The sequence below is a fragment of the Rhizobium sp. S152 genome, from assembly GCF_030380735.1.
In the GTDB taxonomy this organism is placed as follows: Bacteria; Pseudomonadota; Alphaproteobacteria; order Rhizobiales; family Rhizobiaceae; genus Rhizobium.
In genome coordinates, this window is the sequence record NZ_JAUDRZ010000010.1 from 30,558 (window position 1) to 42,885 (window position 12,328).

General features: G+C 62.8%; 16 protein-coding genes. 4 read left to right on the plus strand and 12 right to left on the minus strand.

The genetic code is table 11. From position 1 onward, the window contains the following. Nucleotides 1-262 precede the first annotated feature (262 nt). The 8 genes from mnhG to QTL95_RS14460 all read right to left on the minus strand — a co-directional run bounded on the left by mnhG (nucleotide 263) and on the right by QTL95_RS14460 (nucleotide 6,710). Entirely contained in the window at nucleotides 263-592 is a 330-nt protein-coding gene (gene mnhG, locus QTL95_RS14425) for a monovalent cation/H(+) antiporter subunit G (RefSeq protein WP_289720652.1), read from the minus strand. Then, complete coding sequence (locus QTL95_RS14430; protein WP_289720653.1) at nucleotides 589-984, minus strand: cation:proton antiporter; 396 nt, start codon at nucleotides 982-984, stop codon at nucleotides 589-591. The genes mnhG and QTL95_RS14430 overlap by 4 nt, the downstream gene beginning before the upstream one ends. Then, a complete protein-coding gene (locus QTL95_RS14435; protein WP_289720654.1) occupies nucleotides 981-1,454 on the minus strand; it encodes a Na+/H+ antiporter subunit E in 474 nt (157 codons plus the stop codon). The genes QTL95_RS14430 and QTL95_RS14435 overlap by 4 nt, the downstream gene beginning before the upstream one ends. Further along, nucleotides 1,451-3,022 (minus strand): Na+/H+ antiporter subunit D, encoded by a 1,572-nt coding sequence (locus tag QTL95_RS14440; RefSeq protein WP_289720655.1) that lies wholly within the window; start codon nucleotides 3,020-3,022, stop codon nucleotides 1,451-1,453. Before QTL95_RS14440 ends, QTL95_RS14435 begins: the two co-directional genes overlap by 4 nt. 233 nt (nucleotides 3,023-3,255) lie before the next feature. Next, on the minus strand, nucleotides 3,256-3,633 hold the full coding sequence (locus QTL95_RS14445; protein ID WP_289720656.1) for a Na+/H+ antiporter subunit C: 378 nt from the start codon (nucleotides 3,631-3,633) through the stop codon (nucleotides 3,256-3,258). Further along, on the minus strand, nucleotides 3,633-4,052 hold the full coding sequence (locus QTL95_RS14450; RefSeq protein WP_289720657.1) for a Na+/H+ antiporter subunit B: 420 nt from the start codon (nucleotides 4,050-4,052) through the stop codon (nucleotides 3,633-3,635). The genes QTL95_RS14445 and QTL95_RS14450 overlap by 1 nt, the downstream gene beginning before the upstream one ends. Beyond that, nucleotides 4,049-6,427, minus strand: coding sequence for a putative monovalent cation/H+ antiporter subunit A (locus QTL95_RS14455; protein ID WP_289720658.1), 2,379 nt, complete (start codon nucleotides 6,425-6,427; stop codon nucleotides 4,049-4,051). Before QTL95_RS14455 ends, QTL95_RS14450 begins: the two co-directional genes overlap by 4 nt. A 79-nt stretch (nucleotides 6,428-6,506) precedes the next feature. Continuing rightward, entirely contained in the window at nucleotides 6,507-6,710 is a 204-nt protein-coding gene (locus QTL95_RS14460) for a hypothetical protein (RefSeq protein ID WP_289720659.1), read from the minus strand. 270 nt (nucleotides 6,711-6,980) lie between these two features. On the opposite strand from QTL95_RS14460, the gene msrB reads away from it, so the two are divergent. Both msrB and QTL95_RS14470 read left to right on the plus strand, forming a co-directional pair. Then, a complete protein-coding gene (msrB, locus tag QTL95_RS14465; protein WP_289720660.1) occupies nucleotides 6,981-7,388 on the plus strand; it encodes a peptide-methionine (R)-S-oxide reductase MsrB in 408 nt (135 codons plus the stop codon). A 606-nt stretch (nucleotides 7,389-7,994) separates the two neighbouring features. Next, nucleotides 7,995-8,303 carry a hypothetical protein gene (locus QTL95_RS14470; protein ID WP_289720661.1) on the plus strand — a complete coding sequence of 103 codons (309 nt, stop codon included), beginning with the start codon at nucleotides 7,995-7,997 and terminating at the stop codon, nucleotides 8,301-8,303. Between the two features lie 106 nt (nucleotides 8,304-8,409). Here the strand turns inward: QTL95_RS14470 and QTL95_RS14475 are convergent, their stop codons facing one another. After that, entirely contained in the window at nucleotides 8,410-9,324 is a 915-nt protein-coding gene (locus QTL95_RS14475) for an NmrA/HSCARG family protein (RefSeq protein WP_289720662.1), read from the minus strand. A 99-nt stretch (nucleotides 9,325-9,423) separates the two neighbouring features. Between QTL95_RS14475 and QTL95_RS14480 the strand changes: the two genes are divergently transcribed. Further along, nucleotides 9,424-9,822: a winged helix-turn-helix transcriptional regulator gene (locus tag QTL95_RS14480; RefSeq protein WP_289720663.1), complete on the plus strand. Its 399-nt coding sequence runs from the start codon at nucleotides 9,424-9,426 to the stop codon at nucleotides 9,820-9,822. A gap of 140 nt (nucleotides 9,823-9,962) precedes the next feature. Here QTL95_RS14480 and QTL95_RS14485 read toward each other — a convergent pair whose 3' ends face one another. Next, nucleotides 9,963-10,469, minus strand: a complete 507-nt coding sequence (locus QTL95_RS14485) for a GNAT family N-acetyltransferase (RefSeq protein ID WP_289720664.1) — start codon at nucleotides 10,467-10,469, stop codon at nucleotides 9,963-9,965. Between the two features lie 26 nt (nucleotides 10,470-10,495). On the opposite strand from QTL95_RS14485, the gene QTL95_RS14490 reads away from it, so the two are divergent. Next, nucleotides 10,496-11,065 (plus strand): helix-turn-helix domain-containing protein, encoded by a 570-nt coding sequence (locus tag QTL95_RS14490; RefSeq protein ID WP_289720665.1) that lies wholly within the window; start codon nucleotides 10,496-10,498, stop codon nucleotides 11,063-11,065. A gap of 7 nt (nucleotides 11,066-11,072) precedes the next feature. On the opposite strand, the gene trhA is transcribed toward QTL95_RS14490, so the two are convergent. Together trhA and QTL95_RS14500 are read right to left on the minus strand one after the other, a co-directional pair. Next, nucleotides 11,073-11,741: a PAQR family membrane homeostasis protein TrhA gene (gene trhA, locus QTL95_RS14495; RefSeq protein WP_289720666.1), complete on the minus strand. Its 669-nt coding sequence runs from the start codon at nucleotides 11,739-11,741 to the stop codon at nucleotides 11,073-11,075. Nucleotides 11,742-11,855: 114 nt separating this feature from the next. Further along, the gene (locus QTL95_RS14500; RefSeq protein WP_289720667.1) at nucleotides 11,856-12,272 is read right to left on the minus strand and encodes a universal stress protein; all 417 of its coding nucleotides are present in this window, start codon (nucleotides 12,270-12,272) and stop codon (nucleotides 11,856-11,858) included. Between the last annotated feature and the right edge of the window lie 56 nt (nucleotides 12,273-12,328).

Consider the following 12,328-nt stretch of genomic DNA (forward strand, 5'->3'; position numbering starts at 1 on the left):
TAGCACGCAGCCGACTTCCTCAATTAAACATTGAAATGCAAGCGCAACGAGGAAATAAGCAACGTGATTCTAATTCAATATCAGAACTCTACTTCCGCATCCAAATATCACCGTTTTGCGAAAACGCCAATTATTATTTCATATATATCTACCGAAATCTGCCCCGCTCCCAAGAATTATCAACCCGCGAGCTCAAGATTAACGGCCAAATGGCCGGATAAATATGCAAAAATTTGCTTAAAATACTGAAACGAAAGCACTCTCATCTTTTAGCGAGGTCGTCGCGCACCGATTCCGGGCCTAGCCGGAGCCCTGTTTTGTGTGCCGCGCGGGCCAGCAGATGAGCCGCCACCGGCGCCGTCAGCAGGAAGAAGACAAAGCCCGCCACCGCCCGAACCAGCACCGCCACCTCGCCCGAGGCGATGCCAGCGGCGATCAGCAACAAGCCGGAGCCGACCGTCCCTGCCTTCGATGCCGCGTGCATGCGGGTGTAAAGGTCCGGCAGGCGGAGCAGGCCGAGGGCAGCCACCAGCGCAAACAGTGCGCCCGCGACAATGAGGACGGCGACGACGATTGCTGTCGGATAGCTCATCCCTTGCGTCCCTTCTTCACGGCGCGGCCGGCGGTATTGCCCTTGCGCGCCTTGTTGGCCTTCACTTTTGGCAATTTCGCGGCAGCGGGCGCCTTGCGCGACGGCTCGACGATGGTGGCGCGCGAAAGCACGAAGCGGGCGAAGGCGACGGTGGCAAGGAAGCCGACGAGGCCGAGCGCGATCGCGATATCGATATAGAGCGCGAAGCCGGTCTTTACCGACAGCACGGCGATGAAGCCGATGGCGGTGCCCGACAGCGTATCGAGCGCCAGGATGCGATCGGGTAGCGTCGGCCCGACGAGAACCCGCCAGCTCGCCAGCAGAAAGGCGAGGCCGAGAATGGCAAGGGCAATCGTCGCGGCCGTGGAGACGATGACCAGCGGCTCGATCATCGGAACGCCTCCATGATCTTGCGCTCGAAGCCATCGGCGATGTCGCGTCTGGCCTTGTCGGGATCGGAGCAATCCAGCGCGTGGACGTAGAGGATGCGGCGGTCGTCGGACACATCGACCGACAGCGTGCCGGGGGTCAGCGTGATCATGTTGGCCAGCAGGGCGATCTCGAAATCGCGGTCGACTGTCAGCGGAAAGGCGAAGATGCCGGGCTTGATCGTCAGCTTCGGGCTGAGCACGGTGGCGGCGACCCTGAGCGCCGAGAGAGACAGTTCCTTGAGAAACAGGAGGATCAGCGAAAGGATCGCCCAGCAGCGGCGCAGATAGCCCGCACCGCCATAGGGCTCGCGGACCACAAGCAGGGCGACGGCGCCGAGCACGAAGCCGAGGACGAGATTGTGCGGCGACGTGCTGCCGGAGACGGCGGCCCAGGCGATGGTGAGCAGCAGATTGAGGAGGAGCGCGATCATGGTGCCTCTCCCTCCAGCGCGGCACTTTCGGGGAAGACGGACTGCAGGTAGGCGGCGGGATCGGCAAGGCCATCGGCGGCGGATTGGGTGAGCTGCAGCAGCGTGTTCGGGAAGATGCCGAAGCCGACGACCAGCGCCGTCAGCGCGATGATCGGCAGCGTGGCCGGCCAGGCGATTGTGGCGTGGAGCTGGGCTTCCGTCGCCGGGCGCCAGTAGGCGAGAAGGAAGACGCGGCCGAAGGCGATCAGGGTAATAAAGCCGCCGATCAGGATGACCGCCGCCAGCCACCAGGCGCCGACATCGAGCGAGGCCTTGACCAGCGTCACCTTGGGCCAGAAGCCCGTGAACGGCGGCAGGCCGCAGGCGGCGAGGAAGAGGATGAAGGACAGGCCGGCGAACAGGCCGTTGCGGCGATAGAGGCCGGCGAGCGTGGTCAGCGAGAAGCCGCCGCCGAGCCGGGCCGCCTGCCCCGCCACGAGATAGAGTGCTGTCATCAACAGCATGGAGTGCAGCGCATAGAGGACGGCACCGGAGAGCCCGCCCGCGGTACCCAGCGCCACGCCGATCAGCATGCTGCCGATACCCGAAATGACCGTATAGCCGAGCAGCTTGCGGATATCGTCCTGCGCCAGCGCGCCGAGTGCGCCGGTGATGACGGTGAGCGCACCGATTGCGGCGATCAACAGGCTTAGCTCGTCGCGCTCGGCCGGCAGCAGCATGACGAGGACGCGGATCAGCGCGTAGACGCCGACCTTGGTGAGCAGGCCGGCGAACAGCGCGGAAACGACGATGCGCGGCGTGTGATAGGAGGCCGGCAGCCAGAAATTGACCGGAAAGGCTGCGGCCTTCATGGCGAAGGCGAGCAGGAAAAGGGCAGCCAGCGTCATCATCGGCGCGTGAGAGCGAACCGCCTCGGCCTTCATGGCGATGTCGGCCATGTTGAGCGTGCCGAAGGACGCATAGAGAATGCCGACCGCTATCAGGAACAGGGTCGTGGCGATGAGATTGAGGACGGCGTATTTCATGGCGCCGTCGATCTGGGCGCGCTCGGAGCCGAGGATCAGCAGCCCGAAGGAGGCGATCAGCAGCACCTCGAACCAGACATAGAGGTTGAAGATATCGCCGGTCGTGAAGCTGCCGGTGACGCCGGCCATCAAGAGCAGCAGGAAGGGGAAGAAGCCGTGGCGGCGGCTGTTAGGGTCGATGTCGCCGAGCGCACAGACGCCGCCGGCAAGGGCCGCGATCGACGCCGTCAGCGCCATCAGGGCGCCGAGGACGTCGATGCTGAAGGCGATGCCGAAAGGCGGCAGCCAGCGGCCCATGACCATGGTGAGCGGACCGTGTGCCGCGACGCGGGCGAGCAGCAGCGCGTCGAGGACCACGAGCAGGGCGAGGCCCGCGATGGCGAGTGCTGCCTGCAGGCGGATGGCGCCGCGCATCATCATGAGGATGGCGCCGAGCGTGATGCAGAGCGCGACCGGGGCGATGGCGAGCCAGCTTTCGAGGGTCGCCGGTGTGGTGACGAGGGCGGCGGAGAGGGCCATGGCGGTGTTCGCGGGGGTGGCCATTCAGGGGGCTCCTCGCGATGAGGTCTGAGAAGATAAGGCCCTCTCTGCCCTGCCGGGCATCTCCCCCACAAGGGGGGAGAAGAATCGTGGCGAGCGCATCGCCCAGCATTTAATCCTCGCACCCGTTGCCCGCTTCCCCTGGCGAGCGGGTGAGCCCAGCGGTTCTCCCCCCTCGTGGGGGAGATGCCCGGCAGGGCAGAGAGGGCTTTTTATCCGCACAACACTCATCATCATCAATACCCCAACGGCGGCCGCCCGGGATGGTCGGGTTCGGCGACCCGCATCTCGTCGGTGTTGTCGGTGCCGATGTCCTGATAGCTGCGGTAGGTCAGCACCAGCAGGAAGGCGAGGAAGGAGAAGGAGATGACGATCGCCGTCAGGATCAGCGCCTGCGGCAGCGGATTGGCGGCGCCCGATGGCAGCGTGTCGAGGCTATCAGGAATGATCGGCGGCACCTCGCGCGTCAACCGTCCCGCGGTGAAGAGAAGCAAGTTGACGGCATTGCCGAGGATGGCGATGCCCAGCATGATGCGGATCGAGAACTTCGACAGCATGAGGTAAACCGCGGCTGCGAAGAACAGGCCGACGAGACCGGCAAAGAGCGGCTCCATCACTCCACCTCCCTTTCCTCGAGCGCCAGCGCAATCGCCGTGACGGCGCCGACCACGACGAAATAGACGCCGATATCGAAGAGCATGACCGTCGACAGCGGCACCTCCACGCCTGCGATGACGGGATAGATCCACAGGCCGGTCATGAAGGGAACGGCGAAGGCGACCGAGAGGATACCGGCGCTCGAGGCCATCAGCAGGCCGGCGCCCGATATCGTCAGCGGGTGGAAACGGATGGCGCGGCGTACGGCGTCGACGCCATTGGCGATGCCGAGCACGGCGAGCGCAGAGGCGGCGATAAGCCCGCCGATGAAGCCGCCACCCGGTTCGTTATGCCCGCGCAGCAGCACGAAGACGGAGAAGAGCAGCATCAGGGCCGTGAGGACGGGGGCGACGGTGCGGAAGATCAAAGTGTTCATGGACGCTCCACTCCGAGCGCATGCGGCGCGTCCGGTGGCGGTCGTACCAACTTGCGCTCCTTGCGCGCACGCATGCGGATCAGCGCCAGGATCGCGAGACCGGTGACGGCGACGACGGCGATCTCGCCCAGCGTGTCGGTGCCGCGGAAATCGACGATGATGACGTTCACGACATTGGCGCCGTGCGCGATGGTCTTCGAATAGGTGTTGAAGAAATCGCTGAGCGCCGTGTCCAAGGGCGCCTGCGTCACCTTCATCAAAAGCAGCATGAGGCCGGCGCCGCAGGCGAGCGCTAAGAAGCCGTCGAACAGGCGCTGCGCGGGCGGGCGCCGGTCGGTGGGCGACAGGCGCAGCCGGGTCATGACCAATGCCAGAATGACGACGGAGAGCGTTTCCACCATGAACTGGGTGAAGGCGAGATCCGGCGCGCCATAGAGCAGGAAGATGATGGCGACGGAAAAGCCCTGAATGCCGAGGGAGACGATCGCCGTCAGCCGGTCGCGGGCGACGACAACGGCGCCGAGGCCGAGGACGGCGAGCAGGAGGATCACCCATTCATAGAGGGGAACGCCATGCGGCCACGAGGGCATGGCGGGCATTTCGCCATAGAGCCAGAGCGGCAGGATGAGGACGGCTGCGACCGCGATGAAGGTGGCGGTGACATAGATCTCCAGCCGGCCCGGCTGGATGAAGCGGGTGACGCGGATGGCGATTTTCACGAGGCCCGAGACGGCATGGTCGAAGCCACGATCGGGGCCGGTTCCGATGGTTTCGAGCAGCAAGGCCATCAGCGCCCGCACACGGTCGAGCATCCGGTAGGCGGCGATGCCGAGGGCGATGGTGACAAGCGACAGCAGCAGCGGCAGGCCGAGATGCGGGACGAGCGAGATGTCGACGGTGGCGGCTGCTCCCGAAATCGCCGAGGCCATGGGCGAGGAGATGTAGTGGTGGGTGACCGCCGAAAGGATGGCGGCGACGAAGCCCAGCAGAGAGAGGACGACAGGGCCGAGCCAGAGGAGCGGCGGCGCCTCATGCGGATGCCTTGGGGTTTCCACCCGCGCGCCGAAGAAGGGCTTGATGGCGACGGCAAAGCCGATGGCGAACATCAGGGCGTTGCCGATCACCGCGACGGCGGTGAAGAGGATCGACCAGGGATCGCCGGATGCCAGCGCCGCATAGATCTCCTCCTTGGCGAGGAAGCCGAAGAATGGCGGCAGGCCGCCCATGGAGAAGGCGGCGGCGAGTGCTGTCATCGCCGTCAGCGGCATGGCGTTCCGCAGTCCGCCGAGGCGGGTGATATCGCGGCTGCCGGTCTCGTGATCGATGATGCCCGCTACCATGAAGAGCGCGCCCTTGAACAGCGAATGGGCCACCAGATAGAGCGTCGCCGCCTCCACCGCGTAGGGCGAGCCGAAGCCAGTGAGCATCACCAGCAGGCCAAGCGAGGCGACGGTGGTGTAGGCGAGCTGCAGCTTGAGATCGGTCTGTCGCAGCGAAAGCAGCGTGCCGACGATGAGCGTCGCGCCGCCGAAGAGCGGCAGCAGCGTTTCCCAGGCCGGCGTGCCGCCCATGGCCGGGTTCAGCCGCATCAGGAGGTAGACGCCGGCTTTCACCATGGTGGCGGAATGCAGGTAGGCGGACACGGGCGTCGGCGCTTCCATGGCGTTGGGAAGCCAGAAATGGAACGGGAACTGCGCCGACTTGGTGAAGGCGCCCGCAAGCATCAGGATGAGGATGGCGAGATAGGTCGGATTGGCGCGCAGCAGCTCGCCCGAGAGAAGCAGGCTCGACAGCGATGTGGCGCCGGTCGCGCTCCAGACCAGGAGCAGTCCCGCGAGCAATGCCAGCCCGCCACCGCCGGTGACGACCAGCGCCTGCAACGCTGCGCGGCGCGAGGCCTCGCGGGTGTGGTCGAAGCCGATCAGCAGGAAGGAGGTGATCGAGGTGAGCTCCCAGAAGATGAATAGCATCAGCAGGCTGTCCGACAGCACAAGCCCGAGCATCGATCCCATGAACAGGAAGATGAAGGAGAAGAAACGGCCGAGATCGCGATGCCCCTTCAGGTAGCCGCCGGCATAGAGCACGACCAGCGTGCCGATGCCTGATATCAGCAGCGCGAAGGTGACGGAGAGGCCGTCGAGCAAAAAGGAAAAGCGGATATCGTAGGCCGGCACCCAGTCGTAGCCGCCGGTCATCACGTTTCCGGCGGCGGCTTCAGGCAGGAGGCCGAGAAAGTGGATGAAAGCGAGCGCCGGGATGAGCGCCAGCAGCCAGGCGGCATTGGCACCCATGATGCGTGTGACGAAAGGGGCGAGGACAGCGCCGAGGAACGGCAGAAGGAGGGCCGCGAATGTCAGAGCCGTAACGGCGGCCATGTCCCCTCCTCTGCCCGCGAATCCCCATTCCGACGACGCCGGAAGCGTGTTTCAGGTTTAAGAGAAGAACGCTGGCGGCTCAAGCCTTATGGGACGGCTGGCCTGGCTTGGCGGGCCTGGACTCACAGAGAACGACCGCCGACGGGCCGGCGAAGGCGCGCCACAGCAGGGCGTGACAGAAGAACAGCGCAAGCAGCAGGGGCCAGACGGCGGAACCGAACAGGCCCGCCACACGTGTCAGCGTCCAGCCGTCACGATACATCCATCCCTCAATGAAGGTCATGACAGCAAAAGCCGACGCCACGGCACAATATACTGTAACTATAAAACCCTGAAACATCGTGGCCCCCATGCCACCTTTAGAACCCTAGACTGTAGAATACCGCAATACTTACCGAAATGTGAACATATCTATTACAAGTAGATGCCGACGCCTTGCTTCGCCTAAAGACGTAGCGGCCACCGGCCTTTCCCTTGATCGTGACCGCCGCCCGCCCCACATTGCCACGGTGGACACCGCCCTACCCTTTCCCCGCCCCCGAAAGGAGACGCCATGACCGAGACGATCGCCAAGGTTGAAAAGAGCGACGAGGAGTGGAAGCAGCTGCTGACGCCCGAGCAATATCGGGTCACCCGGCAGCACGGCACCGAGCGCGCCTTTACCGGACCCTACTGGGATTCATTCGAAACAGGGCTCTACCGCTGCGTCTGCTGCAACGCCCCGCTCTTCCGCTCCGATACGAAATTCGATGCGGGCTGCGGCTGGCCGAGCTATTTCGAGGCCGTCTCGCCCGATGCGGTGACGGAATACAAGGATGATTCCTACGGGATGATCCGCACCGAAATCCGCTGCGGTCGCTGCGACGCGCATCTCGGCCATGTCTTCCCCGACGGCCCACCGCCGACGGGGCTGCGCTACTGCATCAACGGGCACGCGATGGTGTTCGAGGCGGGGGGCTGAGGGGTCAGATCTGGCTAAAGTGTCAAACATCCTTAGTCACATATGTCGGCCGCGAAGCTTTGACTTTTGCGACTTGGCGAAGGCAGTCACGTCGCCAGACGCGCGACGAGCGGACGTCTGTTTCGGGTCCTTCCAAATCTCCATGTCCGCCTTGATGGCGGCCACAGTCGATCTTGCACGTTCATAAGTGTCGGGTTGCAGTGTCAAGCCAATGTGAACTGTCTCCATGCGCACAAGGAATTCAACAACATCCTGATCCGGAGTGCCGCGTCGTAAGAGCCCAGCAGTCTCTATCAAGTACGTATCATATTCGTCTGCGAATGCTTGCGCGTCGCCCTCATTCCATCGCTGTCCGGCACCCAGTAAGCCAATAGGATCCCAAAGCGACCAGCCAATGTCGCGCAGTCGCGATAGCTGGAGCTTAGGCGGGGTGCAAAGGGGAGCCATCGATCTAAATCCGGTTGCTGCGCAACAGGGATACACCTCGGGCCCGCAAGTCCGCAATATGCCGACGGCCGCTTTGCGCCGGAAGCGGTCATTGGTTCGGCCACATTGGATTAACCAACAGGTGGTATTGATGAGGCGTCGTTTGCGGTGGAGTAAGCAATGCTCATCGAAGAATCAGCCGTCGCTACCCAAATTTTCTTGCGTCTGTTGATGGCACTCATTGCGCTTGGCGTGTTTGGAGGGATCATCACCAACGCGCTTATACTCTGGCGCACGAAATCGCTTGTAACTCTTTCGGGGGAGGAGAGCCTATCTCGGGGGGAGCGCAAGGGACGCCAGTTTAGTCGTGCCAGCACCTTCTTCACTGACATTCGATTCAAACGTCTGAGAATAGCGATGTTTGCCAGCTTGGGTCTTTGTGTTTCGTCCTTTGCGTTGCTGATTTTGATTGACGGGCTTTCAAGGTGAAAGCGGCCATATGTTACTGTGAATAATGATGTCCGCTTAGGGCCGAAGGCCGTCATGACGGTGAAGCGTCACAACGGCCATCGCTCCCCGGCAGCAAATCGTTGACTTACCGATTGAACTCCCATGTTCCGCCGACACCAAGCGCGCGCTCGAACGCATCTTTTCCCGGTCCGCTTAGCCAGGATTTCAGCGATTGCTGCTCCGGGTTGATCTGACGCAACGCATCGAGATCGGCATGTCCTGCCAAACGTCCATCGTCGACGAGCTGCGTGAGCTTATCCAGAAATGGATTCTCCGCCAGGACCTCGTCGGGAAAGCGTGCATAAGGAATAGGTCGTCCGGCGGCCTCCGAGAAGAAAGCTTGCAGATCACGGCCCGTCACAACGTCGCTGGCTATCTCGAATGTCGTGCCGCCAAACCGCGATGGTTCCGCAAAGATCGCCGCGACGATCTTTCCAATGTCGTCGACGGCCAGAACCTGCATGTGCCGATCCGGCTGCATGAAGAAGGTGTAGCGACCTTCATCGAGACCGAAGCCCGGCATGACCAGAAGCTCCATGAATGTGGCGGGCCTGACGATCGTATGCGTGATCGGCAAAGTCCGGATATGTCTCTCGATCTCGGCCTTCGTGTCGTAATGTGCGACACCCGTCGGCTGATCTCCCGCCGCGCTGCCTGACGTGTAGACAAGGTGTTTCACCCCTTGCGCGACAGAAAGGTCGGCGACGGACTTGCCGTAGCGAACCTCGTCCTCGTCCGTGACGGCACCTCCCGGTGAACTCGGCTGGACACTGAAGACGCCGTGCGCGCCGTTCATTGCGGCACTCATGGAACCGGCGTCATCGAAGGTTCCGGCGAAAAGCTGAACCCCAGCCTCGCCCAGCGCGATTGATTTGGGCGATGTCAGGTCACGAACCATGGCGCGCACCGGCCAACCCGCCTTCAAGAGTGCAGTAACAACCGATCCGCCTTGCTGCCCCGTTGCGCCAAAGACCAGAATGGGCAGTTTTTCATTTTGCATGGCTTAACCCTCGTGTTGAACGTAGGTTACCTATATATACCGTTGAAAAGCCGGCGGAAGACGGCACATTTTTCAGCCTTAGGCACAGGAGTTATACAATTGGAACGGCAGGTCCACGGTCGCCCCTACGAGCAAAAGAACGGCAAGCCGTATTTCAGGCCGTGCGCCCCCAATGCAGTTCTGGCCCGGCTCGGCGATAAATGGACAATTCTTGTCATGTCGCATCTCGCGCTGGCGAACGGGCACCAGATGCGGTTCAGCGAGCTGAAGAATGGTATCGAAGGAATAACGCAGCGCATGCTCACTCTGACGCTGAGAAACCTCGAACGCGACGGGCTATTGATCCGCCATTATTTCCCGGAGGTGCCACCTCGCGTGGAATACCAGTTAAGCGAAATGGGCGCGAGCATGTTGCCCGCACTAGAAGGCTTTACCTCCTGGATCAGAGAAAATTGGCCGAAGATCGAAAACTGCAGGAAGCAATATGACTTGCGGTGAATGGGGGCTTCGGGCCGAAGGCGGTCATTGACAGTGAGACATGCCACCGTGGCCTAACCAGCTGCAATGGTGCGCGCAGTGGCTGAGGCCATCCCAGTGGCAGGTCACTCACATGCTTTCCGGCGAGGCTACGCCGCCAATCAGCCCGGCACCCGCAGCTCCATGAAGGTCAGGTCCAGCCAGCGGCCGAACTTGGTGCCGACCTCGTGGAAGGTGCCGCCGTTGCGGAAGCCGAGCTTTTCGTGCAGGGCGATGGAGGCGGCGTTGCCGGCCTCGATGCCGGCGATCATCACATGGATGCCGTTCTCGCCGGCGCGGGATATCAGCGCCTGCATCAACTTTCTGCCGATACCCTGGCCCTGGTGGTCCTTCTCGACATAGACGGAGTGCTCGACGGTGTGGCGGAAGCCCTCGAAGGCGCGCCAGTCGCCATAAGACGCGTAGCCGGCGATGCGGCTTTCCTTTTCGGCGACCAGAACCGGAAAGCCGCGCGCCATGCGCATCCTGAACCACTCCAGCCGGTTGTCGAGATCGACCACGGTCTCGTTCCAGATCGCCGTCGTGTGCTCGACAGCGTGGTTGTAGATATCGCGTACCTCGGGCAGATCGGCCTCGGTGGCGTCGCGCAGGAGAACGGCTTGCGTCATGATCGTCAGTCCACTATCATTTCAATATGTCCACTATATCAAACGATTTCGACCGCTGTCTAGGGGAACGCGTCCGCGCCGAGCGGGAAATGCGTGGCTGGTCGCTCAGTGATCTCGCAGGGCAGTCCGGGGTTTCGCGCGCCATGATCCACAAGATCGAGCGCGGCGAAAGCAGTCCGACGGCCTCGCTGCTCGGCAAATTGTGCGGTGCCTTCCAGCTGACGGTCTCCTCGCTGATCGCGCGGGCGGAGGCCGGCGGCCAGCGGCTGGCGCGGCGCGGCGAACAGCAGGTCTGGACCGATCCCGAGACCGGTTATGTCAGGCGCCACGTCTCGCCGGTGGCGGGAAGTCCCGTCGATATCGTCGAGGTCGACCTGCCTGTTGGAGCCGTTGTCGCCTACCCCGCCTCCTCCTTCGTGTTCCTGCGGCAATATATATGGGTGACCGAGGGCACGCTCGTCTTCGTCGAGGGCGACATCCGGCATGAGCTGAACGCGGGCGACTGCCTGCTGCTCGGGCCGGCGGCGGACTGCGTCTTCCGCAACGAAACGTCGGCAAGCTGCCGCTATGTGGTGACTGTTCTGAAGGCCGCGTGAGCGCTGATCAGAGGCCCGGCGTGCTCAAGCTCAGGCATGTGAGCACAGCGGAATAGTGGACGGCGGCGGCGGTGACGACGAAGCCGTGCCAGATGGCATTCTGGAAGCGCAGCTTTTCCCAGACGTGGAAGATCACGCCAAGCGAATAGATGATGCCGCCGATGACGATCAGAAGCATCGAGGCGAAGGGGATACGCTCGGCCACCGGACCGGCGACGATGACGCCGCTCCAGCCCATGGCGAGATAGAGCAGGATGGCCAGCCGGTCGAAACGGCCGGGAAAGCCGCACTTCAGGAACACGCCTGATGCGGCCACCAGCCAGATGGCGATCAGCATGCCCGAGAGCAGCGGATTGTCGGCGCCGCGCTGCAAGAAGGGCGTGTAGGTCGCGGCGATCAGGATGAAGATCGACGAGTGATCGAGCCGGCGCAGGAACCATTTGGTGCGCGAGACCGGCCAGGCATTGTAGGAAAACGAGATGCCGAGCGTCAGCACCAGACCGACGCTGTAGATCCATGCGGCGGCGAGCTCACCATGCGAGGCCCAGACGGTGGCGTAGAAGATGAGGACGGTAGCACCGACGAGCGCCAGCGCGAGGCCGACGCCGTGGACGATGCCGTCGGCGATCAGCTCGTATTTGTCGTAAGCCCAGCGGATGCCGTTGAACTCGCCCATGCACGCGGCCCTCTCCTAACGACGGGATGGTCTCACCGATCGGGGGGATGCGCAACCTCGCCACCTCCCCATTATCGGGGGCTTTCAGCCAAACGGCTGTGGCCCGATGTCGCGTCAGCGCGTGCGGTCGACCAGGACCGAGCACCGGGCATGGCGGACGATGCGGTCGGCGGTGGCGCCGATGAAATAGTTGCTGAAATCGGGGATGTGCGAGGCGAGGATGATGAGATCGGCCTTGTGGGTCTCGGCGGATGCCAGGATGGTGCTTGCCGGCCGGCCGTGGCCGATCTCGACCACAGCAGGGATCCTGGTATCGCGCACGAGGCCCGAGAGCTTGGCTTCGGCATCGTCAACCGCGGTGCGGACGATGTCCGGCGGCAGGTCGACGGCGACATAGGTCGGGATATCCTCGACGACATTCAGAAGAACGATCTCGCCGCCCTCGTCCAGCAGTGTGGCGGCCTTGCGGAAAATCCGCTCGCCATCCGCCAAGGCACCGATCTCGATCGCAACAATGATTTTCTTGTACATGCGGGCTCTCCAATGACGCGGTTTGAACTGCAATGACCCTGTCAGAGAATAGATAT